This is a genomic window from Lysobacterales bacterium (genome assembly GCA_016703225.1).
Classification (GTDB): Bacteria; Pseudomonadota; Gammaproteobacteria; order Xanthomonadales; family Ahniellaceae; genus JADKHK01.
This window is the reverse complement of sequence record JADJCM010000010.1, coordinates 22627-46237: the sequence shown is the minus strand read 5'-3', so window position 1 is coordinate 46237 and position 23611 is coordinate 22627. Positions and strand designations below refer to the sequence as shown.

At 66.7% G+C, this 23611-nt stretch carries 20 protein-coding genes and 2 pseudogenes; 7 read left to right on the top strand and 15 right to left on the bottom strand.

Annotated elements, in window-relative coordinates; translation table 11 throughout:
- Nucleotides 1-162 precede the first annotated feature (162 nt).
- Complete coding sequence (locus IPG63_18700) at nucleotides 163-1458, top strand: hypothetical protein (GenBank protein ID MBK6729189.1); 1296 nt, start codon at nucleotides 163-165, stop codon at nucleotides 1456-1458.
- A 537-nt stretch (nucleotides 1459-1995) separates the two neighbouring features.
- Here IPG63_18700 and IPG63_18695 read toward each other — a convergent pair.
- Complete coding sequence (locus IPG63_18695) at nucleotides 1996-2499, bottom strand: porin family protein (protein MBK6729188.1); 504 nt, start codon at nucleotides 2497-2499, stop codon at nucleotides 1996-1998.
- Nucleotides 2500-2690: 191 nt separating this feature from the next.
- Here IPG63_18695 and ppc point away from each other — a divergent pair, with 191 nt between their 5' ends.
- Nucleotides 2691-5390 (top strand): phosphoenolpyruvate carboxylase, encoded by a 2700-nt coding sequence (gene ppc, locus IPG63_18690; GenBank protein ID MBK6729187.1) that lies wholly within the window; start codon nucleotides 2691-2693, stop codon nucleotides 5388-5390.
- A 143-nt stretch (nucleotides 5391-5533) separates the two neighbouring features.
- Here ppc and IPG63_18685 read toward each other — a convergent pair whose 3' ends face one another.
- A complete protein-coding gene (locus IPG63_18685) occupies nucleotides 5534-7060 on the bottom strand; it encodes a hypothetical protein (GenBank protein ID MBK6729186.1) in 1527 nt (508 codons plus the stop codon).
- Nucleotides 7061-7395: 335 nt separating this feature from the next.
- Between IPG63_18685 and IPG63_18680 the strand changes: the two genes are divergently transcribed.
- Nucleotides 7396-7737, top strand: a complete 342-nt coding sequence (locus tag IPG63_18680; protein ID MBK6729185.1) for a hypothetical protein — start codon at nucleotides 7396-7398, stop codon at nucleotides 7735-7737.
- A gap of 103 nt (nucleotides 7738-7840) precedes the next feature.
- On the opposite strand, the gene IPG63_18675 is transcribed toward IPG63_18680, so the two are convergent.
- The 4 genes from IPG63_18675 to IPG63_18660 are packed head-to-tail and all read right to left on the bottom strand — an operon-like array spanning nucleotide 7841 to nucleotide 11681.
- Nucleotides 7841-8515, bottom strand: a complete 675-nt coding sequence (locus IPG63_18675) for a DUF484 family protein (GenBank protein ID MBK6729184.1) — start codon at nucleotides 8513-8515, stop codon at nucleotides 7841-7843.
- Entirely contained in the window at nucleotides 8508-9341 is an 834-nt protein-coding gene (dapF, locus tag IPG63_18670) for a diaminopimelate epimerase (GenBank protein ID MBK6729183.1), read from the bottom strand. The genes IPG63_18675 and dapF overlap by 8 nt, the downstream gene beginning before the upstream one ends.
- Entirely contained in the window at nucleotides 9338-9454 is a 117-nt protein-coding gene (locus IPG63_18665; GenBank protein ID MBK6729182.1) for a lipoprotein, read from the bottom strand. Before IPG63_18665 ends, dapF begins: the two co-directional genes overlap by 4 nt.
- Entirely contained in the window at nucleotides 9444-11681 is a 2238-nt protein-coding gene (locus tag IPG63_18660) for a S9 family peptidase (GenBank protein MBK6729181.1), read from the bottom strand. Before IPG63_18660 ends, IPG63_18665 begins: the two co-directional genes overlap by 11 nt.
- Nucleotides 11682-11788: 107 nt before the next feature.
- On the opposite strand from IPG63_18660, the pseudogene IPG63_18655 reads away from it, so the two are divergent.
- Nucleotides 11789-12508 (top strand): annotated as a pseudogene (locus tag IPG63_18655) (site-2 protease family protein).
- On the opposite strand, the gene IPG63_18650 reads toward IPG63_18655, so the two are convergent.
- The 5 genes from IPG63_18650 to IPG63_18630 all read right to left on the bottom strand — a co-directional run bounded on the left by IPG63_18650 (nucleotide 12509) and on the right by IPG63_18630 (nucleotide 16351).
- Entirely contained in the window at nucleotides 12509-13327 is an 819-nt protein-coding gene (locus IPG63_18650; GenBank protein ID MBK6729180.1) for an amidohydrolase, read from the bottom strand.
- A 127-nt stretch (nucleotides 13328-13454) separates the two neighbouring features.
- The gene (locus IPG63_18645; GenBank protein MBK6729179.1) at nucleotides 13455-14609 is read right to left on the bottom strand and encodes a pyridoxal phosphate-dependent aminotransferase; all 1155 of its coding nucleotides are present in this window, start codon (nucleotides 14607-14609) and stop codon (nucleotides 13455-13457) included.
- A gap of 84 nt (nucleotides 14610-14693) precedes the next feature.
- On the bottom strand, nucleotides 14694-15095 hold the full coding sequence (locus IPG63_18640; GenBank protein ID MBK6729178.1) for a type II toxin-antitoxin system VapC family toxin: 402 nt from the start codon (nucleotides 15093-15095) through the stop codon (nucleotides 14694-14696).
- Between the two features lie 2 nt (nucleotides 15096-15097).
- Complete coding sequence (locus IPG63_18635; protein ID MBK6729177.1) at nucleotides 15098-15391, bottom strand: AbrB/MazE/SpoVT family DNA-binding domain-containing protein; 294 nt, start codon at nucleotides 15389-15391, stop codon at nucleotides 15098-15100.
- 78 nt (nucleotides 15392-15469) lie between these two features.
- Nucleotides 15470-16351, bottom strand: a complete 882-nt coding sequence (locus tag IPG63_18630) for a response regulator transcription factor (protein MBK6729176.1) — start codon at nucleotides 16349-16351, stop codon at nucleotides 15470-15472.
- Nucleotides 16352-16513: 162 nt separating this feature from the next.
- On the opposite strand from IPG63_18630, the pseudogene IPG63_18625 reads away from it, so the two are divergent.
- The 3 genes and pseudogenes from IPG63_18625 to IPG63_18615 all read left to right on the top strand — a co-directional run bounded on the left by IPG63_18625 (nucleotide 16514) and on the right by IPG63_18615 (nucleotide 19412).
- Nucleotides 16514-18535 (top strand): annotated as a pseudogene (locus IPG63_18625) (NADPH-dependent 2,4-dienoyl-CoA reductase).
- Between the two features lie 182 nt (nucleotides 18536-18717).
- Nucleotides 18718-18945: a DUF4160 domain-containing protein gene (locus IPG63_18620; protein MBK6729175.1), complete on the top strand. Its 228-nt coding sequence runs from the start codon at nucleotides 18718-18720 to the stop codon at nucleotides 18943-18945.
- Nucleotides 18933-19412 (top strand): DUF2442 domain-containing protein, encoded by a 480-nt coding sequence (locus IPG63_18615; GenBank protein MBK6729174.1) that lies wholly within the window; start codon nucleotides 18933-18935, stop codon nucleotides 19410-19412. The genes IPG63_18620 and IPG63_18615 overlap by 13 nt, the downstream gene beginning before the upstream one ends.
- A 221-nt stretch (nucleotides 19413-19633) precedes the next feature.
- On the opposite strand, the gene IPG63_18610 is transcribed toward IPG63_18615, so the two are convergent.
- The 4 genes from IPG63_18610 to der all read right to left on the bottom strand — a co-directional run bounded on the left by IPG63_18610 (nucleotide 19634) and on the right by der (nucleotide 23595).
- On the bottom strand, nucleotides 19634-20302 hold the full coding sequence (locus IPG63_18610) for an SOS response-associated peptidase (protein MBK6729173.1): 669 nt from the start codon (nucleotides 20300-20302) through the stop codon (nucleotides 19634-19636).
- A gap of 45 nt (nucleotides 20303-20347) precedes the next feature.
- Complete coding sequence (moeB, locus tag IPG63_18605) at nucleotides 20348-21478, bottom strand: molybdopterin-synthase adenylyltransferase MoeB (GenBank protein MBK6729172.1); 1131 nt, start codon at nucleotides 21476-21478, stop codon at nucleotides 20348-20350.
- Nucleotides 21479-21585: 107 nt separating this feature from the next.
- Nucleotides 21586-22155 (bottom strand): molybdenum cofactor guanylyltransferase, encoded by a 570-nt coding sequence (gene mobA / locus IPG63_18600; GenBank protein MBK6729171.1) that lies wholly within the window; start codon nucleotides 22153-22155, stop codon nucleotides 21586-21588.
- 48 nt (nucleotides 22156-22203) lie between these two features.
- A complete protein-coding gene (der, locus tag IPG63_18595) occupies nucleotides 22204-23595 on the bottom strand; it encodes a ribosome biogenesis GTPase Der (protein MBK6729170.1) in 1392 nt (463 codons plus the stop codon).
- Nucleotides 23596-23611: the final 16 nt, after the last annotated feature.

Below are 23611 nucleotides of genomic sequence, written 5' to 3'. Positions count from 1 at the left end.
GACCGGTGCGGCCATGACGGTCGGCACCTGCCGAGCGTCCTGCACGACGCGCCCACGGCCGGACAAACACCGTGGCTGGGCAGTTCACGGCTGATGTCAGGGATCGGCGCGTTTTCGCGTCTCGCTAGTCAGCAGACAACCCCTGCCATGGAGAGGAACGCGATGAAACTCATTTTCGGAATACTGATGTGCGTCGGCTATTGCGGCGCGACGCTAGCGCAAGGCACCGACCACATCCACAACGCACCACTGCTGGACACGGTCAACAATCAAGCAATCACCGGCTCGAACGCCGGCATGAGCGCTGAACCGGGCGAGATCGGCGGGCTGACTTTGGGCGCCGGACGTAGCGTCTGGTTCCGCATCCAGCTCACCACACCTGCAACCTTCATCGCCACGACCGAAGGCTCGAACTTCGACACGACCCTCGCCGTATATCGCGGCGCGCAGGTCAGCGAGATGCGCGAACTGGCCAGCAATGACGACGCCCTTCCCGACCACAGCAGCTACCTCACCGTCAATCTGCAGCAAGGCACGTACTACGTCGCGCTCGATGGTTACAACGGCGCGACCGGCAACTACGTTTTTTCGTACCAGTTTGCACTCGGCAATGCCGCTGCGGTGGCTCCAGAGAACGACAATTTCGTATCGGCGACAATTCTGCCCGGAGATCTCGCTGGCGGCGTCGTGAGATCGGATACGCGCTTCGCCTCGACGCAAGCCGGCGAGCCGGGCGGCGGCAGCGGATCGGTCTGGTATCGCTACAATCCGACGAAATCCGGCCACGTCGTGTTCAAGACCGAGGACAGCGCTTTCGACGCCACGCTTGGCGTCTACACCGGTGCCGCCGTGAATGCGCTGACCGCAGTCGCGAGCAATGACGACGTGTCGCTGAGCAATGGCAATCTGAACTCCGAAGTCAGCTTCAATGCCAGCGTCGGCACGACCTACTGGATCCGCCTCGCATCGTCGTCGACCGGCGGCCGCGGCACGGCGCTGCTCGCGTACGGGCCGGTCGGCATGAGCGGCCTGCCAACGCTGGACCACAGTTACTCGGGCGTGTGGTGGGACCCGAACCGCAGCGGCGAAGGTTTCATACTCGAGATCGCCGACCACCCGGACCCGCATACGCTCGGCACCCTGCTGAATTTCAGCTGGTACACCTACGATACCAACCACAATGCCGTGTTCCTGTTCGGCGGTGCGCTGATGGATCCGACCCAGGCGGCAAGCACACCGGTGACCATCAATCTATCGACTGCGCGCGGCGGCACATTCGGCGCCGCATTTAACCCGGCCCAGGTCGTGGCAACGCCATGGGGCAGCGTCACCGTGCGTTTCCTCGGCTGTAACCAACTTCACGTGCAGTACGCACCGGCCATCCCTGCCTGGGGTCCCGACGGCGAAGTACTCCTGCGCCGCATGGTCTCGCGCGCACCGGGCAACCACTGCCCATAAGTGCAAATCGAAAACGCGGTCGCGAAGGGCTTTCGCGACCGCGATCGCGGCGACACTGCGCCGAGACGCCAATCTGCCCACCGCCACACTCGGCGGATGAGTTTCGAGAGCTACTGTTGCATCGTTGCCGAGTCGCGCGCATTGCGTCCCGACAGCGCATTCGCGTGTTACTTAGTCGGTGAGGAGGACAGGAATTCCAAAGCCAATCTTCGCGCAGTGCACGCTGCGGACTCGTGCCCCCAAAGATGCGGCGCAGCCCACGGTGGATGCCGTCGATGAAGATGCGCAGCACCCGCGCCGTCGGCGCCGCATGGTTGCGCCACGCCGACCGCAGGCGTTTAGCCAGGGACAACACCCCCTGCCGATCGGCACGCGCGAGACCACCGAATCGACCAGATGCGCCCCCGGTGCACACTGCCATTGCTGCTTGCACTCATCCCGGCGCCTTCGCCACAGCGCTGCCTGCTGTGGCCACATCTGCCGATGAAGGAAGTACGACGCAGGTCGGCCGGATCGCTCCGGCCGGCGATTGCTGCATCAGAACGAGAACTCGACCGCGAGATTCAGGCCGCCGTCGCCGTCGAAGGTGTCGAACCACTCGTAGCCGCCGCGCAACGCGATGCTGTCGTTGAACGCATAGCGCGCGCCAATCTCGGCCATCGCGCCGGTCTCGCTTTCGCTGATGTGGACGTTGTTCGGTGTCCCGAAATGCGTGGCATCGAACGACGCCCGCGCCGCCCCGAGCTTGGCATAGGGCGTGAATGGCCCGTCGATGAAGTCGTAGCGCACCGCCACGGAATAGATGTCGCCCTCGATACCGAATACCGACATCGCCGACCCGTCGCTGTCGTAGCTGTGGTACGCCGCCTCGACCGCGAAGTGCTGGTTGAACCGTAGGCCGCCATGCAGGCGCCACGCGGTGTCTTCGGCGTCGCTCAGGCGCGTCATCCCGAGCCCGAGATAGGGATCCGCCGCTGCCGCCGACCCGCTCAGGCCAGCCAGCGCCAACACCAATGCTCCCGCCATGATCCTCGCCTTCATCGCCTTGCTCCTTGTTCCGCGCCGATCGCGCATCGCTGGGAGTTCACCTGGTGACACAAGTTCCGCGACGCTCGCCGGGGTCGCCAACCGCGCCCCCGCATGCATACGTTTGCGTGCCCCTTCGTCGCATTCCCGCAGGCGCCCGCGTCCGCCATGATCGGGGCATCCCCCTGTGCGAGGTCGCTGCCACGATGGAACCGGAACGTCTGCGCGAAGTCGAGTTCCCCGAGGTCGATCAGGGCCTGAAGGACGATGTGCGCCGGCTTGGGGCGCTGGTCGGCGAGATGTTGGCGGAACAGAATGGACACGGGTTCCTGGCCGAGATCGAACGGCTGCGCATCGGCGCGATCCGTCGCCGCGAGCGTGCCGAACCGATCGAGGCCTACGCCGCGGCATTGCGCGACTGCACGCCGCGCCACGCCGAGCGCCTGGCGCGCGCGTTCGCGACCTATTTCCAGGTGGTCAATGTCGCCGAGCGCGTGCACCGCATCCGCCGTCGGCGCCACTACCAGATCCATGAGGGCGGCGATCAGCCAGGCGGCCTGCATGAGACGCTGGAGACGCTGAAGCAGGCCGGCTTCGATGCCGACGCCATCCTGGCGCAACTCGCGCGCATCGACATCGAACCCGTGTTCACCGCGCACCCGACCGAGGCCATTCGCCAGTCGTTGCTGCAGAAGGAAGAGGAAATCGTGCGCTGTCTGCTGGCCGAGATCGGCGGCCTGCGCACGCCGGGCGAAACCGCGACCGACTGGGCACGCATGCGCACCGCGCTCACCGCCGGCTGGCAGACTGCGACGCTGGCGCCGATCAAGCCCGATGTCAGCGACGAACTCGAACACACCACGCATTACCTGGTCGAGCCGATCTATCGCAGCCTGCCGATCTTCTACGAGGTGCTGGTCGATGGCTTCGAGCGCAAGTTCGGCGTCTCGCCCGAGATCCCGACCGTGCTGCGCTTCGCCTCCTGGGTCGGCGGCGACATGGACGGCAACCCGAACGTCGGGCCGGAGACGATCGCGGCCGCACTCGCGCGCCATCGCCGCTTGATCCTCGGCCAGTACGCCGCCGACCTCAAGCGCCTGGCTGGCCTGCTCAGCCAGACCGAGGGCCTGGCGAGCTTCTCGACCGAGGTCTACGCGCGCCGCGACCACTACCTGGCGACCATGCCCGAAGTCGCCGCCCTGGTCAGCCCGCGCCATCGCGACATGCCCTATCGCGTGCTGCTGCGACTGATGCGGGCACGCATCGAGGCGAGTGCCAACGGCGGCGAACACGCCTACCGCGACGATGCCGAGTTCATCGCCGACCTCGAAACCATCCGCGCCAGCCTGCACGCGCACAAGGGTGACCACGCCGGCGGTTACGCGCTGCGGCGCATGCTCTGGCGCGTGCGCACCTTCGGTTTTCATCTCGCCCGCCTCGACCTGCGCCAGGACGCGCGCGTGCATCGGCGCGTGTTGCTCGCCGCCGATCCGCAGTTGGCCACGCATGCGCAAGCGGACACGCGCATCGCCGAACTCGCACGTGGCGATGCCCTCGCCGAAGCCGCGCTCGAAGACCCCCTGCTCGACCGCGCGCGTCGTGTGTTCTCGACCGTCGCCGACATGCGCCGGCGCTACGGTCGCAATGCCATCGGCCTGTACATCATCAGCATGGCCGCCAACGCCAGCGACGTGTTGTCGGTGATCGCGCTCGCACGCGCCGGCAAGCTGCTCGACGCGAATGGTCAGGTGCCGCTCGACATCGCGCCGCTGTTCGAGACCATCGAGGATCTGCAGCAGGCGCCGCAAACGCTGACGCACATGCTGGAAGACGCGGTCTACCGCCAGCATCTCGCCGCGCGCGGCAATCGCCAGTTCGTGATGCTCGGTTACTCGGATTCGGCCAAGGACGGCGGCCTGCTCGCGGCGCGTTGGGCGCTGCAGGGCGCGCAGACGCGACTGCTCGAGGTCGCCGCCACGCACGCGATCGAACTCGACTTCTTCCACGGCCGCGGCGGCTCGGCCAGTCGCGGCGGCGGCAAGACCAGTGCCGCGATCCTGGCCGCGCCGCGCGCGACCATGAACGGCCGCCTGCGCGTGACCGAACAGGGCGAGGTGATCCACCGCAAGTACGGCATCGATGCCCTCGCCTTGCGCACGCTGGCGCAGACCACCGCGGCGGTGCTGACCCCTTCGCTGCTACCGCCGCCCGAGGAGCCGCGTGAACGGCGCTGGGGCGAGATGATGACGACGATGGCCGAAGCGTCGCTGGCGCACTACCGCGCCCTGGTCAGTGATGGCGATGCCTTCGTCGCCTACTTCCGAGATGCGACCCCGATCGACGTGATCGAGCGCATGTCGCTCGGCTCGCGCCCGGCACGCCGCGGCGGCGCACAAATCCGCGACCTGCGCGCGATCCCGTGGGTGTTCGCGTGGACGCAGTCGCGCTGCGTGCTCACCGGCTGGTACGGCCTAGGCAGCGCACTCGAGGCCGGCGTGCGCGAGTTCGGCGTCGAGGCGATGCGCGAGATGGCGCGCGACTGGCGGTTTCTGGCCAGCCTGCTCGCCGACGTCGAAATGGTCATCGCCAAGTCCGACATGGCAATCGCACGCGTGTTCTCGCAACTCTCGGGCACCCTGCACGAACGTTTCTTCCCGCAACTCGAAGCCGAACACCAGCGCACGCGCGAGATGCTCGCCCTGCTCACCGAACGCGAACTGCTCGCCAACGACCCCCGCCTCGCCCGCTCCATCCGCCTGCGCAATCCCTACGTCGACCCGATGAGCCTGCTGCAAGCCGACCTGCTCGCCCGCTGGCGCGCCGCCGACCGCCCCGACGATGATCTGCTGCGCGCCCTCATCACCTGCGTGCAAGGCGTCTCGCAGGCGCTGCAGAACACCGGGTGACCGAGCCCGGCCAATCGTAGGGTGTGCCAACCGTAGGGTGTGCCGAGCGCAGCGAGGCGCACCGCCCCCATCCCACAACAAGTGCGGCGAACAAGACCAACGCGATGCGCCTCGCTGCGCTCGGCACATCCTACGGAAACCCGCTACTCGAAATGATCCGCGAAGATGATCGCGCTGACGGCGCCGATGGTGAGCGTGAGTGGTGCGTTGAGGTCGCGGTGCAGGGTGAGCCACAGCTTCTGTCCCGCCGCATCGACCGAAGCGAAGTAGTCGACGTCCGCAACCGCCGGCGTCGCGTTGAAGGTGACCGTCGGCGTGCCGCCGGTGTAACCGTTGATCAGCAGCACCGGGTTGCGCACCATGCCGCCCGCCGGCGTGAGTGTCGCCGCGAGGGCGTTGCCGGAAGCGTGGAACTCGTACGTGGCATAGATCGGGTTGTAGCCCGGAGGGTTCCAGGTCACCGTGTCCGGGCGACCGACACCTGCGGGACCGGTCAAGCGCAGGCTGCCGGTCGTGACCACGATGCCGAGCGCCTGCAAGCGCTCCACTTGCGCAACCTGCGCCAGCGTCGGCGACTTCGAGTGCTCGTCGAGCACCATGTGCACGGCATAGCTCTGGTACGGATAGCCGTCGAGGTTCGCGGCATCGCCATAGGCCGGGTAGCTGTTCTGCCCGACCGCGCCGTAGTTCATGCCCCAGGCCATGCGCTTGGAGCTCAGAATGAAGGGAATCTCGTACTGGTTGAGCTGGTAGGTCCAGTTCCAGTCGACCGGCATCGGGCCATCGGCATCGACCGTGCCCCAGCTCGGATAGAACCAGCCGTAGCCCGAATCATGCTGCTGCATGGTCTGGGTCTGCACCGCACCCATCTCCGCATCGACGCCGACTGCCCACTCGCGCACGTAGGGCACCGTGTTCGGAACGCTGTAGTCCCAGCCGACGTTCATCGTCACCGGGCTCTGCAGCGTGGTCATGCGATACCAGTCGCCCCAGCCGACGCCATCGACGTTGACGCCTGCGCCGCCGTCCCATTTCAGGTCACCGTAGGGCGAGCGCGAATCGGCATCGACCACGTCGGGCCCGGCCGGGCTGGCGTCGTAGGTAACCGACCACACCGGCGCATCGCGCCCGGTGGCGAACAACCAGTCGACGGTGGCATCGACCGGCCCACCGATCGACAAGCGCCAGCGGTAGCGCAGGATCGCGTGATGGCTGCCGGCAAACACCAGCTCGGTCGTGCCCAGCGTGTTGTGGCTGAGGGTCGCGGTGCTGGCGTAGTGGTTGGTCAGATAGCCCCAGCCCGGATGCGCATTCGAGTTGCCCTCGCAGTGGCGCAGCGTGGCATTCGATCGACGGTAATCCATCCAGCGCAGATAACCGCCGCGCTTGCCCGCCGGGTCGACGCGATCGTTGTAGACCATGTGCGCCGCGCGTGGTGCACAGGTGCTGTCGCTCCAGGCGAAGCGGACGCCAATGTAGCCAGCGCTCGATGCATCCGTGCTCGTGACCAGCACCGAGCAGGCCCCGCCCGCGGCAACCGGCTCGACCGCAAACACACACAGCGACACCGACACGACCCGCAGACCCCACCGCCATCGACACGACGCGCCGCGCAGCCTCAGGCTCGGCACGATCCCGTGTTCCGACTCCAGCAATCCAAGACGCCTCATGCAAGCTCTCCGTATCGTCGACACTCTGCCGACCACATCGCCGCCCCATCCCGCCGCGCCTGGATATCACGGAACGCCGGTGGAACCCGCCCAACCCCATCACACTCCACGCAGGGTGCGCCAAGCGTAGGGGTGTGCCGACCGTGGGGTGTGCCGACCGTAGGGTGTGCCGACCGTAGGGTGTGCCGAGCGAAGCGAGGCGCACCGGCTCCCGTCCGGCGACGAACGCGACGAACGCGGCGAGCGCAACGAACCCGACGAACACAATGCGCCTCGCTACGCTCGACACATCCTGCGGGCACGCCAAGGCATTCGAATCTTCGGAGGAACGAACCATGCAGCACCGACCCATCCGCATCGCCGTGATCGCTTCGCTGCTGCTGCTCGCAAGCTGCGGCATCGCGCTGCCCGAGGACAAGGCCGACTACGCCGGCGAATGGCGCTCGGCCGAAATGAGCCTGCGCATCACCCGCGACGGACGCGTCGAATACCGGCGATCGCGCGGCAAGTCATCCACTACGGTGGAAGGCCCGCTGCAGACCTTCGAAGGCGACGAATTCAGTGTCGGCCTCAGTTTCATGACCACCCGATTCGACGTCTCGGTACCGCCCCACGAAGAGGACGACCACTGGTACATGACGGTCGACGGCGTGCGCCTCCAGCGCATCGCGCGCTGATCTGCCGGCCACATCCCGTTCACGCCGAACCGGTCGAAACGCGGAGGGCGCGGAGTGGAAGCCGCAAGATGTGGCCGGCAGGTCAAGACGGGTTGGCCTGGGCCTACCCGAATCGCCCGATGGCCGCGTCCACGGCGTCGGCGATGAGTTTGAGGAAGATGGTGCCGATGCCGGGGTGGAAGCGATTGGGGTCGTGCGAGCCGATGGCGAGCATGCCGCGGTTGCCGATCGGGAGCAGCACGGCGGAGCGCACCTTGTCCGCGTGGTGGTCGAACAGGAACGCGAGCTTGTCGTGGTTGAGGCGGCCGCAGATCGGTTCGGACTTCTGCAGGAACTCGCCGAACGGGCCGAGCCGGGTCGAGTCGCGCGCCTCGATGCGCAACCAGTCGGCATGGAAGCCGTCGACCGGATCGAACAGCGCCATGCGCACGAAGTCGGTGTGGAAGTCCTCGGTCAGGGTTGCGACCACGCGCGACAGCGTGTCGCCGAGGCTGCCGGCGCGCATCAAGGAGAGCGTGAACGCATGCACACGCACCATCAGTTGCTCGTTTTCCTGCGCCACCGCGATCAGTTCCTGCAGGCGCCGCGTCAACGCCCGTGTCTTGTCGCGCAGCACTTCCAGTTGGTAGCTCGCGAGCGAGGTGCTCGAACCCTGCTGCCGCGGCAGGTTCAGGGTCAATGCCAGGTCCGGGAATTCGGCCAGGAAATCGGGATGCCGGCGCAGGTAGCCGGCGACATCGAGAGCGTCGATTTCGCGCCGCGGCGTTGGTTCATTCATCGTTCCATACCCCTTCGAAAACCGTCGTTGCCGGCCCCGTCATCCACAGTGAATGGCCCGGGCCGGACCAGAAAATCTGCAATGTGCCGCCGGGCAAGTCGACGCGTACATCGCTGTCCACGCGCCGCCACAGCTGCAGGATCGCGACCGCGGCACAGGCGCCGCTGCCGCAGGCCAGGGTCTCGCCGACGCCGCGCTCGAACACGCGCAGACGAATGTGTCCGCGATCGAGCACCTGCGCGAAGCCAACGTTGACGCGATCGGGAAACAGCGCATGCATTTCGATGCGCGCACCGAGCATGGCCACCGGCGCCGCATCGACGTCGGCCACTTCGACCAGCGCATGCGGATTGCCGATCGACACGGCACCGAACTCGATGCGCTCGTCGGCCAAATCCAAGGTGTAGCGCGGTGCGGTCGCGGGAACGGACAGCGGCACGCGCGCGGCGTCGAACTGCGGCTCGCCCATGTCGACACGGATACGGCCATCGTGGAGCAGATCGGCCACCACCGGTCCCGACGGCCCGAGCAGGCGGATGCCCTGCCCCTGCACCAGCCCGCGATCCGCGAGCCAGCGCAGCACGCAGCGCACGCCGTTGCCGCACTGCCCTGCCGCCGAACCATCGGCGTTCCAGATGCCGTAGCGGAATGCGAACGCGGCGTCGTCGTTGCGCTCGATCGTCATCACCTGGTCGCAACCGACACCGAAGTGGCGATCGGCCAGACGCCGCACCCACTGCGCCGGCAAGGGTGAGCTCGCATCGCGGCGGTCGAGCACGACGAAGTCGTTGCCGATGCCGTGCATCTTGGTGAAGCGCAGGCTCATTGCGCGGTCGCGGGCGCTGCGTCCGGTTGCGGCCGCACCAGTTCGCCCTTCTGGCCGCAACCCGCGAGCAGCAGCGAGATCACGATGCCGGCCCACACCCATCTAGTGCGCATGGCGACCACCCTCGAAACCATCGGCAGTCTTCGCTTCCACCGCGGGTGCTGCGGTGGCGTCGCCCTCGAAACCATCGCCAGCCGGCGTCTCCACCGGGACACCGAGCTGGTCAAGGAAGAAGGCCCAGGCCTCGGCCACTTCCTGCAAGCGCCGGAAGCGCCCGGACTTGCCGCCGTGACCGGCCTCCATGTTGGTCTTGAGCAGCAGCGGTGCGCTGCCGGTCTGGGTGGCGCGCAGCTTCGCCACCCACTTCGCCGGCTCGAAGTACTGCACCTGGCTGTCGTGCAGCCCGGTGGTCACCAGCATCGCCGGATAATCCTGTGCCTTGACGTTGTCATAGGGCGAGTACGACAGCATGTAGTCGTAGAACGCCTTCTGTTTCGGATTGCCCCATTCGTCGAACTCGTTGGTGGTCAGCGGGATCGACTCGTCGAGCATGGTCGTGACCACGTCCACGAACGGCACGTCGGCAACGATCGCGCGATAGCGCTCGGGCGCCAGGTTGGCGATCGCGCCCATCAGCAGGCCGCCGGCGCTACCTCCCTGCGCGACCACGCGACCCTTCGCCGCGTAGCCTTCGCGCACCAGGAAATCGCTGACATCGATGAAGTCGTGGAAGGTGTTCTTCTTCTGCAGCTGGCGTCCGGACTCGTACCAGGCACGCCCCATCTCCTCGCCGCCGCGCACGTGCGCGATGGCGTAGACAACACCGCGATCGACCAGCGACAGCACGCGGTCGTCGAATGTCGGGCTCATCGCGGCACCGTAGGAACCATAGCCATACTGGTACAGCGCAGCGCTGCCGTCGCGGCGCAGGCCCTTGCGATACAGCAACGTCACCGGCACCTGCGCGCCGTCGCGCGCCGGCGCAAAGCGGAACTCGGTGACGTAGTGGTCGCGGTCAAAACCGCCGAGCACGGCTTCGCGCTTGAGCAGCGTTCGCTCGCCACTGGCGAGGTCGATGTCGTAGGTCGAGGCCGGCGTCTGCGGCGAGGTGTAGACGATGCGCAGCGTGCTGGTGGCGTACTCGGGATTGGCGCCAGTGAAGGCGCTGTAGGCCGGTTCGTCGAAGGCGAGCAGTTCGGACTTGCCGTCGGCGATCGCCTTCACCCGGATCTTCGGCAAGCCGCCTGAGCGTTCATTGATCGCAACGTGGTCGCGCAGCACCGTCATCGACGACAACAATGCGTCGTCGCGATGCGTCACCCACTCGACCCAGTTGGCGCGGTCGCCGGCCTTGGCGATCGGAGCACGCAGGATGCGGAAATTGCGCGCGTTCCAGTTGCTCAGGATGAAGAACTCGTCGCCACGGTCCTGCACCTGATACTCGTGGTCGCGTTCGCGCGGCAGCACGGTCTTGAACTCGAGCTTGGGGTCATTCGCGTCGGCATAGCGCCATTCGCTCGCGACCGTGCTGTTCAGGCCGATCCAGAGGAAGCGGTCGCTGCGGCTCTTGCCGATGCCGAGGTAATAGCTGCTGTCTTTCTCCTCGTACACCACGGGATCGTTCACCGGGTCGGTGCCGAGCACATGCTTGCGGACGCGGAAGCCGAGCAGGGTCTGCGGGTTCTTCTCGATGTAGAGCAAGGTCTTGCTGTCGTTGGCCCAGACCGCGCGCGCCTCGACATTGGCGATCGTTTCTGGCCACGGCTGACCGGTCTTGAGGTTCCGGAAGCGCAGCACGAACTGGCGGCGCCCGCTGCTGTCATCGGCATAGAATAACTGCTCGCCGTCCGGGCTCGGCTCCCAAGCACCGATCTGATAGAAGCCCTTGCCGGCACCAAGCCGATTGGCATCGAGCAGCACTTCCTCGACCGCGCCCTCCGCATCCTTGCGGCGCGCATGGATCGGATACTCCTTGCCCTGCTCGAAGCGCGTGTACAGCCACCAGCCGTGCTTGCGGTAGGGCACGCTGCTGTCGTCTTGCCGGATGCGACCGACGATCTCCCGGAACAGCAGATCGGTGGCGCCCTGCGTGTGTGCGAGCATAGCCGCGGTGTAATCGTTCTCGGCCTTGAGGTAGTCGATCACCTCTGGCTTGGAGCGCGTGTCGTCGCGCAGCCAGTAGTAGGGGTCGATGCGGTTGCCGTGCGGCGCGACCACCGTGTACGGCACGGTCTTCGCAACTGGCGGCACGGGCGCTGCAGCGACGCTGGGGCTCGGTTCGGATTTCATTTCGACACTCGGGTGGGCGCAGGCGGCGATCAGGGCAATCGCCGGCAGCATCAGGAAACGTTTCTGGAACATGTCGGCTCCGTCGGTGGACGCGCCATTCTACGCGACGCGCCCGCTATTCTTCCGCCCCCGATCACCGTACCGGCGCTGCCCATCCCATGTTCAAAGCCCTGTTGCTGTTGCTCAACTTCGCCAAGCTCGGACCGCTGCTGAAAACCGGCGGCACCATGATGCTGTCGGTGTTCGCCTACGCCTGGATCTTCGGCTAGCGTTATGCAGTCGGCTTCGTGCTGCTGATCTTCGTGCACGAACTCGGCCACTACCTCGCCGCCAAGCGCGCCGGACTGAACGTCGGAGCACCGACCTTCATCCCCTTCGTCGGCGCCTGGATCGAACTCAAGGACCAGCCGATGGACGCGCGCATGGAGGCGAAGATCGCGCTCGCCGGGCCGGTCGCGGGCACCTTCGGCGCCCTGCTCTGCTACTACGCGGCGCGCAACAGCGGCAGCCAGCTGCTGCTCGCGCTCAGCTACTCGGGCTTCATGATCAACCTGTGGAACCTGCTGCCGATCAATCCGCTCGACGGTGGCCGCATCGTCGGCATCCTGTCGCCGCGCATCTGGCTGCTTGGCGCACCCATTCTCGGCGTACTGCTAATTACGCGCCCGAGCCCGATGCTGTTTCTGCTGCTGATCCTGGCGCTGCCGAGCATCTGGTCGGTGTGGCGCGGCACCTGGCACCAGCACCTGCCGGCGAACTACTACGAACAGCCGCTGGAAGTGAAACTGCAATACGGCGCCGCGTACCTCGGGCTGGCGATCTTCCTGGCGATGATGAGCAGCGGCGTGCACGAGCAAATGGGCACACTGCGCGATTGATCAGGGTTCCAGGATGAAGGCATCGGCATCGCGCCAGGCCGGAAAGCGTTCGCGGTGCTCGGCGAGCGCGTTCGCCGACAAGGTGATCGTGTGCAGTTGCGGCTGGTCGTCGAACTCGAGCAACGGCTCGCCGAGGAAGTCGATGGCGGCGCTGTCACCGGCATAGTCGAGGCCATTGCCGTCGCGACCGACGCGGTTGACGCCGACCGCGTAGCACAGATTCTCGATCGCACGCGCACGCAGCAAGGTGCGCCACGGCCCGCGTCGCGGCGCCGGCCAGTTGGCGACGAACAGCAGCAGGTCGTAGTCCATCCGCCCCAGATCCGCACGCATCGCGTTGCGCAGGAACACCGGAAAGCGCAGGTCGTAGCACACCAGCGGACACACGCGCCAGCCGTTCAGTTCGACGATCAGGCGCTCGCTCCCGGCAGCGTAGCGTTCGTGTTCGCCGGCCATGCGGAACAGGTGGCGCTTGTCGTAGACCGCACAGGTTTCGTCGGGGCGCATCCACACCAGGCGATTGACACAGCGGTCACCATCGCGGATCACTACCGAGCCGCTGACCACCGCGTTCAACTCGGAGGCGAGCGCACCCATCCAGCGCACGGTCACGCCGTCCATGGTCTCGGCGTTGGCCAGGGTCTCGTTGGTGAAGCCGCTGGTGAAGGCTTCAGGCAACACCACCAGGTCAGTGCCGCCGGCAAGCGGGCGCAGCAGATCGCCATACATCACGCGGTTGGCCTTGGCGTCGTGCCAATGCGTCGCGGCCTGGACCAGGGTGACGCGCAGGTCGGTGCCAGGAAGGATTGTGTCAGTCATGCCTCGTACTCCGTTCTGGTCTGAGCCTGTCGAAGACCGTTCACTCGAAATCGTAGCTTTCAGGTCTCCGGCGATCGCCCTTCGACAGGCTCAGGGCGAACGGAGATGGCGGGAACATCGACCAGAATCAAGCACTTCGAACGGCGTTCAAGCGTTCCGCCGCCGCGGCCAGGGTGGCATCGGACTTGGCGAAGCAGAAGCGGATCAGTTTCGACTCGGGCGGGGTTTCGTAGAACGCCGACACCGGAATCGCAGCGACGCCGACCTCGCGCGTCAGCCACTCGCAGAAACTCATGTCGTCGCGGTCGCTGATCGCGCCGTAGTCGACGATCTGGAAGTAGGCGCCCGCTACCGGCAATAGCCGGAACGGCGTCGCTGCGAGGAGGCTGCGGAAGTGGTCGCGCCGCGCCTGGTAGAACGCCGGCAAGCCGAGGTAGTGCTCGGGCAGGCGCTCGATGGTCTCGGCCAACGCCCACTGCGCCGGCGCGAAGGTGGAGAAGGTGACGTACTGGTGCACCTTGCGGAACTCGATCGACAGCGCCGACGGCGCAATGCAGTAGCCGATTTTCCAGCCGGTGCAGTGATAGGTCTTGCCGAAGCTGGAGATGACGAAACTGCGCTCGGCCAATTCCGGGTGGCGCAGCACCGACTGGTGCGCCAGGCCGTCGAAGATGATGTGTTCGTAGACCTCGTCGGAAATCACCACGAGGTCATGGCGGCGCGCGATCTCGGCGAGCGCATCGAGATCGTCGGCAGCGAACACCGATCCGCAAGGGTTGTGAGGCGTGTTGATGATGATCGCGCGCGTGCCCGGCTCGACCGCTTCGTTGACGCGCTGCCAGTCGACCGCAAAGGTCTCGTCGTCGAGCGGCACGTGGATGGCACGGCCGCCGTTCAACTCGATCGCCGGTTCGTAGCTGTCGTAGCAGGGATCGAGCACGATCACCGACTCGCCCGGACGCACGATCGCCGCGATCGCGCAGAACAAGGCCTCGGTGGCGCCGCTGGTCACCGTCACCTCGCTCTCGGCGCTGACCGCACGGCCATAGAGCGCCTGGGTCTTGCGCGCGATCTGCTCGCGCAATTTGGGCACGCCCATCATCGGCGCATACTGGTTCTTGCCCTCGTGCATGGCGCGATTGAGTTCTTCGCGCAGCAGCTCGGGCCCATCGAAATCGGGAAAACCCTGGCCCAGGTTCACCGCCTTGTGTTGAACCGCCAACTGCGACATCACGGTAAAAATCGTGGTGCCGACCTTGGGCAGCTTGGTTTCGATGCGCATCGCAGTTTCCGCTCCGATCCTGGGCCGGCGAGTGTCGCCGATTTTTCCGGTGCTGTGGGCGCCTTGCCCCTGGCACGCGCAGCGCTACGCCCAGTTCTCTTGCATCAGCGGCGCGGCGATGCGCTCATAGTGCCGGCGATTGTTGGTGACCAGCACGGCGCCGGCGGCGAGCGCGTGCGCGGCGATCATCATGTCGATCTCGCCGATCGGCTGCCCGCTGGCGATCAGTTGGTGACGAATCTCGGCGTACCGGTCCGCAGCTTCGTAGGTCCAGGGCAAAGTCTGCACCAGCTTCAGGAACTCGCGCACCGCGAGATGCAACCGATGCCCGGCGGGCAGGCGCTTCAACCCGTAATGCAGTTCGGCACGGGTCAGCACCGAGATGCAGACCTGTGACGGCGACAGCGCCGCCAGCCTGGATTCGATCACAGCGGACCGGCCCTTGATCAGGTAACTGGCGGTGTCGGTGTCCAGCATGTGCAGCACGCTCAGCGCCTCCGCGGGGAGGTCGCCGACGCGTCTTCGTCGAAGATGCCGGACGCCGCCGGTACGACATTCATCGGGCGCTCGGCCATGAACCCGGCCGGCACATCCAGACGGTGCAGCATCTCGAAGAAGCTGCCCCAGGCCGACGCGCCCGGTCGCGTCGACAGGGTTACGTCACCGGTGACCTCGTCGCGGGTCACGAAGACTTCATCGCCTTCGAAGCGGAATTCCGCGGGCAGGCGCACCGCTTGGCTGGCGCCGTTCTTGAAGATCTTGGCGGTTCGAATCTGGGCCACGGCACGCCCTCCGGCGAGTTTCGGGCAAGTATATACATCAATCTATATTTTCGCGCGCGATGAGGTTGCGCGCTGCGCCTATCCGGCCGCAGCCGCAGCCCGCACCGGCCCGAGCGCGGTGATCAGCGCCTGGCGCTGCAGCGGCCAGGTCAGGAAGCCGGCACTGCCTGCGTGCGCGCCGCGGGCACGTTCGATCGGGCGCAGTCTCTCGGCCAGCATGAACACCGGCGGCGGCTTGTGCGCGCCATCGCGCGCGATGCGCCGGCACAATTTGAAGCCAGCCTCGTCACCGAGGTGGGCATCGATCATCACGGCGTCGTGGCGACTCGCCGCGTGGCGTTTCCAGCCGTCCTGGTCGTCACACGCAACCTCGACCTGCACACCCAGCTCGTGCAGCAGCTGTTGGGCGGCCTCGACGCCCTCGCAGCGGCTGTCGACCAGCAGCACGCGCAGCCCTGACAGTAACTGCGGCTCATCGCGATGGGCTTCCGGCAGGGGCGGCGCCGAGAACACCGGAATGCTCGGCACCACGCGGGGCGCCGGTGGTGTCGCCGCGGATTCGTGCACCATCGCCTCATGCCGACGCTCGACCAACCACGACACGTACTCGGGCGGCCGCGCGCGCGCTGCGGGTTCGATGCCTTCGAGTGCCTCGTACACCATCGCGGCCAGGCTCGGCAGCAGGTTGGCCTCGGCCAGACACATGCCGGGCGAACCGAGCACGCCGGTCTCCGAAACCGAGATCAACGGGATGCCGGGGAAGCGATCGGCGAGGAATCCCTGGGTGCGCTCGATATTCAGCGTGCTCCAGTTCACCACCGCCACTTCGGCGTGCTCGCTGGCCTTGACCAGAGTGAAGCCGCGCGGCAGCGTCCTGGCGGCGGCTTCGAGCACCACCTGCATCATGTGCAATTCGCTGCTGGCGAAGCCCAGGCTCAGGATCCGGATCGAGTCGGGCATGGCGGGTCTCTTCCTTGAGGAGGCCGGGAGAATATGTGACCCAACCACGCAAGCAAATGTGAACTGCTTCACACGCCACAATTCTAGACATTCATTTGACTGCACGATGACTCGGACCGCATCCTCGGCGCCTCGACCGCCAACCCGGAACCCGACGTGAGCGCCTATCCGCATCTGCTCGAACCGCTCGACCTCGGCCACGTCACGCTGCGCAACCGCGTACTGATGGGTTCGATGCACACCGGCATGGAGGACCGCGCACGCGACTACGACAAGCTCGCCGCCTACTTCGGCGAACGCGCTCGCGGTGGCACCGGGCTGATCGTCACCGGCGGCATCGCGCCGAACATCGCCGGCTGGGTGGCGCCCTTCGCCGGCAAGCTCAGCTGGCCGTGGGAAGTGAACCGCCATCGCAAGGTGACGCGCGCGGTGCATGCGCACCAGAGCCACATCTGCCTGCAGATCCTGCACACCGGCCGCTACGGCTATCACCCGCTGGCGGTGGCACCGTCGAAGATCAAGTCGCCGATCTCGCCCTTCGCCCCGCGCGAGTTGTCGGAACGCGGCGTCTGGGCGCAGATCAAGGCCTTCGCGAACTGCGCTGCGCTGGCGCGCGAAGCCGGCTACGACGGCGTCGAAGTGATGGGCTCCGAGGGCTATCTGATCAACCAGTTCCTGTGCGAGCGCACCAACCAGCGCACCGACGACTGGGGCGGACCCTACGCGAACCGCATGCGCTTTCCGCTCGAAATCCTCAAGGCGATCCGCGCCCAGGTCGGCCGTGACTTCATCATCATCTATCGCCTGTCGCTGCTCGATCTGGTCGAACGCGGCCAGAGCTGGGAGGAGATCACCATGCTGGCGAAAGCGGTGGAAGCCGCCGGCGCCAGCATCATCAACAGCGGCATCGGCTGGCACGAGGCGCGCATCCCGACCATCGTCACCTCGGTGCCGCGCGCCGGCTTCGCCTTCGCCACGCGCGAGCTGAAGAAGCACGTGGCGCTGCCGCTAGTCGCGACCAATCGCATCAACATGCCCGACGTCGCCGAGAAGCTGCTTGCCGAGGGCAGCTGTGACATGGTTTCGATGGCGCGGCCACTGCTCGCCGATCCGGATTGGGTGAACAAGGCCAGCGCCAATCGCGCCCAGGACATCAACACCTGCATCGCCTGCAACCAGGCCTGCCTCGACCATGTGTTCGAGGGCAAGCCGGTCAGTTGCCTGGTCAATCCGCGCGCGGGACATGAGACCGAGTTGCTGATCCGGCCTGCCACTACAACCAAGCGCATCGCCGTGGTCGGCGCCGGTCCAGCCGGACTCGCGGCCTCGACCACGCTGGCCGAGCGCGGACATCGCGTCACCCTGTTCGACGCCGCGAGCGAAATCGGCGGCCAGTTCAACCTGGCCAAGCGCATTCCGGGCAAGGAGGAGTTCCACGAGACCTTGCGCTACTTCCGCAATCGCATCGACGCCACCGGAGTTGTTCTGCAACTCGGCACGCGCGTGACCGCGCAGCAACTCGCGGATGGCGGCTACGACGAGATCATCCTTGCGACCGGGATCACGCCGCGCGCAGTACGCATCGACGGCATCGACTCGCCCAAGGTGCTGAGTTACCTCGACGTGCTCGCGGGCAAGGTCGGGGTCGGCAAGCGCGTCGCCATCATCGGTGCCGGTGGCATCGGCTTCGACGTTGCCGAGTTCCTGGTCGATGCCGGCCACTCGCCTTCCCTCGACGAGAAGCTGTGGCGCCGCGAATGGGGCGTCGACGACAGCTTCACCCGCCGCGGCGGCATCGACGGCCTCAAGCCGCAACCGCAGCCACCGGAGCGTCAGGTGTTCCTGCTGCAACGTTCGGACGGCGCCCCCGGCAAGCGCCTGAACAAGACCACGGGCTGGGTGCACCGTGCCACGCTGAAAATGAAGCGCGTCGAGATGATCGGCGGCGTGCACTACGACCGCATCGACGAACGCGGCCTGCACCTGACCATCGGCAGCAACCCGCGCCTGCTCGAAGTCGACCACATCGTGCTCTGCGCCGGCCAGGAACCAAACCGCGAGCTGCACGCCGCCCTCACCGCCCTCGGCAAGACCGCCCACCTCATCGGCGGCGCCGACGCCGCCGGCGAACTCGACGCCAAGCGCGCCATCGACCAGGGCACGCGGCTCGCGGCGGTGCTTTGACCCAATGGGTGAAACGGGCCCGCGATCGTGCGGTGCGCACCGATGCAATGGCGCCGCAGCCGTGTGGTTGGGTGCGGTGCGCCTCGCTGCGCTCGGCACACCCTACGCAAGCGCGTGTGGTTGCCGCACGCAGCGGCTGGATGGCTGTTGCCGTATGGAAACGGTTTCCTTACCATGCGCACATGACGACGAAACACCGCATCCGTCGACAGTTCCGGATCGAACTGCGCGAACGCGACCACTTGCCGCCGCACGTGCACTTGACCGGCGGTGGCGTGGATGTGCTCATCGAACTGGCCACGCTGCGCTCGGACGGCGGTGCTCCGACCGCGGTGCTGGCCGAGGCATTGGAGTGGGTCCGACTGCACCGCGACGACCTGCTGAAGGAGTGGAAGAAATGGCATCCATGAAACGCCCCCGATTCAAGGCCGTGAAGGCTCTGGTCCGGCATCGACTCAAGATGACTTTCATCGACGGGACGGTGTACACGGTGGACTTCACCCCGCTGCTTGCCGAATCCCCCGGTCTCGCGCCGCTGCGTGATGAGCGAGCCTTCGCTAAGGCGTGCTTGGGCGAGGGCGCCGGATGGTCGGCGGAATGGCCGGAGTTGGATATCCAGGTCGGGGCCGACACGCTCTGGCTTGATGCGATTGCGCAAAACGCACCCGACCAGAACACGCGGGAATTCGCCCGCTGGCGCGCACGCAACGGCCTGACCCTATCCGCCGCCGCTGCTGCCTTGAACATGACGCCACGCACGATCAGTGCGTACGGTACCGGCGCGCGACCCGTGCCCCGCGTTGTGGCGCTGGCCTGCAAGGGATGGGAAGCCGAGCGCGCAATCGACCATGGCACGCGCCGCGCTGCCGCACTCTGACCCTCGCGGCCCGAAGGGTGTGCACCGCAACGCGGTGCGCACCGATGCAAGCCGTGCGGTGCGCACCGATGCAACGGCGCCGCGACCGTGCGGTGCGCCTCGCTGCGCTCGGCACACCCTACGCACAACCCGCGCGATGGCCGTAGGGTGTGCACCGCAACGCGGTGCGCACCGATGTCACGGCGCCGCGCGATGCGCCCCGACGCGATGGCGCCGCGGCATCACACGCGCTCGATCAACTCGCGACCCTGGTTGCGGACGTTGCCGACGGCGGGTCGCACCGGATGGAACGCCAGCGACGGGATCGGTGCGGCGTGGGCGATCTCGGCGGCCTGCGCGGGGGTGCCGCGGATCCAGTCAGCGAGCAGTTCGGGTGGCAGCATCAGCGGCATGCGGTCATGCAGTCCTTCGATGTTGCCGGCGGCCGGCAGGGTGACGATGCTGAAACTCTGCAGCGGCGGCCCATCGGCTGGTGACCAGCGTTCCCAGATCGCGCCGAACATCAGCAACGGCTCCTGCATCGGGTGGATGTAGTAGGGCCGCTTGTGCGCACCCTCGCCCGGCCACTCGTAGTAACCGCTGGCCGGAATCAGGCAACGTCGCTGCTTCCAGGCACTGCGGAACGCGGGCTTGCTGGCCACGGTTTCGATGCGTGCGTTGATCGTCGACCAGGCGATCTTCAGGTCCTTCGACCACGCCGGAATCAGCCCCCAGCGCAACTCGCGCAACACTTCGGCGTTGTCGTCGTCGCGCACGATCGCCCAGGTCGATTGCGTCGGCGCGATGTTGTAGGCGGGTGCGGGTTGCACCGGCGGGTACCACAGCGAGAACGCCGCCGAGAACGCATGTACCTGCTGCCAGCTGTATTCGCGCGTGAAGCGTCCACACATGAGCAGGCTCCGTTGTCGACCGCGCGATGGTAGCGCCGCAACGATTCAGCGCAGCGTGCAGACCAGCGCGTCGGCCAGCGGCGCGGCGTCGGCAACGCTGCTGCAACCCGGGCATGCAGGGTCGACCGCGTAGCGCAACTCGCGAAACCGCATGGCCAGTGCATCGAACAGCAGCAAGCGTCCGCGCAGCGGTTCGCCAAGGCCGAGGAGCAACTTGATGGCTTCGTTCGCCTGCAGCGTGCCGATGATGCCGGGCAACACCCCGAGCACGCCGGCCTCGGCGCAATTCGGCGCTTCGCCAGGCCCGGGCGCCTCCGGAAACAGGCAGCGATAGCAAGGCGCGTTGCCGCGTCCGCCGCGCGCGTCGAACACGCTCACCTGGCCCTCGAAGCGATGCACGGCGCCGTACACCCACGGCAGGCGCAACTGCAGGCAGGTGGCGTTGATCAGTTGTCGCGTCGGGAAATTGTCGGCGCCATCGATCACCACGTCACAACCGTCGAGCAATTCAGCGGCATTGTCGTGGCGCAGACGTGCGGCGATCGCTTCGATGCGCACTTCCGGATTCAGCGCCGCCAGCGTTGCCGCAGCCGAATCCACCTTGCGCTGGCCGATGCGATCGTCGCGATGCAGGATCTGTCGCTGCAGATTGCTGCGTTCCACCACATCGTCATCGATCAGGCGGATGTCGCCAACCCCGGCCGCGGCCAGATAGAACGCCGCCGGAGAGCCCAAGCCGCCCGCACCGACCACGGCCACGCGCGACGCCTGCAAGCGCTGCTGACCGGCCGCGCCGACCTCGGGCAGGCGCAAATGGCGCGCATAGCGATCATCGGCGGACGCCTGCGTCGGCACGGACACCGGTCCGCCGAGTGCGCGCCACGCGTCCATACCCCCTCGCACCGAACAGGCGGCGACACCGGTCGCGCGCAGCGCCTGCGCCACGTGCAACGAGCGTACGCCGGCCGCGCACAGCACGTGGACGGAGCCGGTCACACCGCGGCTCCATTCGTGGATGGCCTCGAACCCGCCCGACATTGCGAGCCAGGTCGCCCCCGGGCATAGGCCACTGGCGATCTCGTCGGCTTCGCGCACGTCCAGAAAACACTCGCCGCGCGCGTATGCCGCGAGTGCCGCGGCGGCGTCGATCTCCGGCGCTGGCAGGATCGCGTTCATGCCGGGAACGGTCTGTCCCGATGCGGCGCGGGGCGTCGCGGCAGGCGCATGCGCACACACGATGGCAGCGGGCTCGACGCGAAATCGAAATCAGCCACGGCCATTGCTCAGAGATCGGCGCGGGTATTCAGGTTGGCGAAGGCCGCGGGGCCACCGTCGACGTGCGCTTCGGCCAGATTCAGATCCTCCTGCCAGCGCCACACCGCGCGTTCTCCTGCGCCCAGCGCATCGCGTGCCGAAGCCGCGAGATCGCGGCGATACAGCGCGAACAGGAACTGCCGCTGCTCGCCATCATGCACGACCACGACATCAGCACCGGTCTCATGCTGGCGCGCCAGCAGCAGCTCCGCCAAGTGCTGCGGAAACGCCGGCGTATCGCAGGGCACGGTCATCAGGAACTCGGTCGGGCACGCCTGCAGCAGCCGCGCGATACCGGCCAGCGGCCCGGAAAAATCAACATGGTCGTCGGCGTGCACCGGGTAGCCAAAGGCGCGGTAGCGATCGAGGTTGCGGTTGGCGCTGAGCACGATGCCGGCCACCTGCGGCCGCAGTCGCTCGATCATGTGCGCCACCAGTTCCCGCCCGTCGTGCAGCATCAGGCCCTTGTCCAACCCGCCCATGCGCTGCCCGCGACCACCGGCAAGGATGCCACCCGTGACTTGTTCGGACTCGGTCATGCGTCTGTTTCCCGTTGCCGCTTGCCAGTATGCCACCGCCGCGACGGATCAACGCTTCTTGACGTGGCGCATCAGGCGCCGTCGGCTCTGAACCTGCTTCTCGGTAAGTTCGTTGCGCTTGCCGGCAAAGGGATTGGCGCTGCCGCGGGTTTCGATCACCACCGGCGTGCCGACCAGCTTGTAGCGGCGACGCATGAAGTTCTCGAGATAGCGGATGTAGCTCGCCGGCAGCGAGTCGAGACGCGAGCCATGCAGCACGATGCGCGGCGGGTTGCGCCCGCCCATGTGCGAATAGCGGATCTTGGCGACCTTGCCGGACACCATTGGCGGCTGGAAGGCCTCGACCGCGATTTCGATGGCACGGGTCACCTCGCTCGCGCCCAGATCGATGATCGAGGAGGCATAGGCGCGATCCACCGCCGCCATCAGCTCGCGCATGCCGGTGCCGTGCTTGGCCGAAATGACGACGCGTTCGGCCCATGCCACGAAGTCGAGACGGCGCACCAGTTCGCTCTCGCAGCGCTCGCGCTGGTAGGCACCGAGTCCGTCCCACTTGTTGACGCAAACCACCAGCGCGCGCCCGGCGTCGAGTGCATAACCAAGCACCGACGCATCCTGGTCGGTCACGCCCTCGGCGGCGTCGATCATCAGCACCGCCACGTGCGCCCGTTCCAGCGCCTGCAGGGTCTTGATCACGCTGAACTTCTCGATCGCCTCTTCGACACGGCCCTTGCGCCGTACGCCGGCCGTGTCGATCAGCACATAGTCGCGACCATCGCGGGTCAGCGGCACTTCGATCGCGTCGCGCGTGGTGCCCGGCACTTCGCTGGCGATCACGCGTTCCTCGCCGAGCAGGCGATTGACCAGGGTCGACTTGCCGACATTGGGCCGTCCGATGATGGCCACGCGCACACCGGCGGCGTCCGGCAGTTCTTCGGCATCCGCGGCTTCGGGCAGCAAGTCGTCGATCGCCTGCATCAACTCCGGCACGCCGCGCCGGTGCGACGCCGCCATCGGGATGACCTGCGCCAGGCCGAGCGCGGAAAACTCGTTGACCGAAGCCTGCAGGTCGCGACCATCGGTCTTGTTGACGGCGAGGAGGATCGGGCGGCCATAGCGCCGCAACTGCGCGAGAATGATCTGGTCGGCGGCGGTCATGCCGTCCTTGGCATCGACCACGAATACCGCGAGCGCCGCTTCGTCTACCGCCGCCAGCGACTGGCGCACGGTCAGTTCCGCGATCAACTCGCGCTCGTCGGTCAGGCCACCGGTATCGACCACGACGAACGGCTGCGGCGCGCTGCGGCAAATGCCGTAGTGGCGGTCGCGGGTGACGCCGGGTTCATCCGCGACCAGGGCGTCGCGGCTGTTGGTCAGCGCGTTGAACAGCGTGGACTTGCCGACATTCGGGCGCCCAACAAGCGCTACGGCGGGCAACATGTTGGACTCCCGGGTT

Excerpts from the sequence above, each read along its gene's own strand:
- ppc (MBK6729187.1), top strand. The coding sequence starts at position 2,691 with ATGGAACCGGAACGTCTGCGCGAAGTCGAGTTCCCCGAGGTCGATCAG.
- IPG63_18660 (MBK6729181.1), bottom strand. The coding sequence starts at position 11,681 with ATGCTGCCGGCGATTGCCCTGATCGCCGCCTGCGCCCACCCGAGTGTC.
- IPG63_18615 (MBK6729174.1), top strand. The coding sequence starts at position 18,933 with ATGGCATCCATGAAACGCCCCCGATTCAAGGCCGTGAAGGCTCTGGTC.
- dapF (MBK6729183.1), bottom strand. The coding sequence starts at position 9,341 with ATGAGCCTGCGCTTCACCAAGATGCACGGCATCGGCAACGACTTCGTC.
- IPG63_18650 (MBK6729180.1), bottom strand. The coding sequence starts at position 13,327 with ATGACTGACACAATCCTTCCTGGCACCGACCTGCGCGTCACCCTGGTC.
- IPG63_18680 (MBK6729185.1), top strand. The coding sequence starts at position 7,396 with ATGCAGCACCGACCCATCCGCATCGCCGTGATCGCTTCGCTGCTGCTG.
- IPG63_18610 (MBK6729173.1), bottom strand. The coding sequence starts at position 20,302 with ATGTGTGGACGCTTCACGCGCGAATACAGCTGGCAGCAGGTACATGCG.
- IPG63_18630 (MBK6729176.1), bottom strand. The coding sequence starts at position 16,351 with ATGCCCGACTCGATCCGGATCCTGAGCCTGGGCTTCGCCAGCAGCGAA.
- IPG63_18645 (MBK6729179.1), bottom strand. The coding sequence starts at position 14,609 with ATGCGCATCGAAACCAAGCTGCCCAAGGTCGGCACCACGATTTTTACC.
- mobA (MBK6729171.1), bottom strand. The coding sequence starts at position 22,155 with ATGACCGAGTCCGAACAAGTCACGGGTGGCATCCTTGCCGGTGGTCGC.
- der (MBK6729170.1), bottom strand. The coding sequence starts at position 23,595 with ATGTTGCCCGCCGTAGCGCTTGTTGGGCGCCCGAATGTCGGCAAGTCC.
- moeB (MBK6729172.1), bottom strand. The coding sequence starts at position 21,478 with ATGAACGCGATCCTGCCAGCGCCGGAGATCGACGCCGCCGCGGCACTC.
- IPG63_18700 (MBK6729189.1), top strand. The coding sequence starts at position 163 with ATGAAACTCATTTTCGGAATACTGATGTGCGTCGGCTATTGCGGCGCG.
- IPG63_18695 (MBK6729188.1), bottom strand. The coding sequence starts at position 2,499 with ATGAAGGCGAGGATCATGGCGGGAGCATTGGTGTTGGCGCTGGCTGGC.
- IPG63_18675 (MBK6729184.1), bottom strand. The coding sequence starts at position 8,515 with ATGAATGAACCAACGCCGCGGCGCGAAATCGACGCTCTCGATGTCGCC.
- IPG63_18685 (MBK6729186.1), bottom strand. The coding sequence starts at position 7,060 with ATGAGGCGTCTTGGATTGCTGGAGTCGGAACACGGGATCGTGCCGAGC.
- IPG63_18665 (MBK6729182.1), bottom strand. The coding sequence starts at position 9,454 with ATGCGCACTAGATGGGTGTGGGCCGGCATCGTGATCTCGCTGCTGCTC.
- IPG63_18620 (MBK6729175.1), top strand. The coding sequence starts at position 18,718 with ATGACGACGAAACACCGCATCCGTCGACAGTTCCGGATCGAACTGCGC.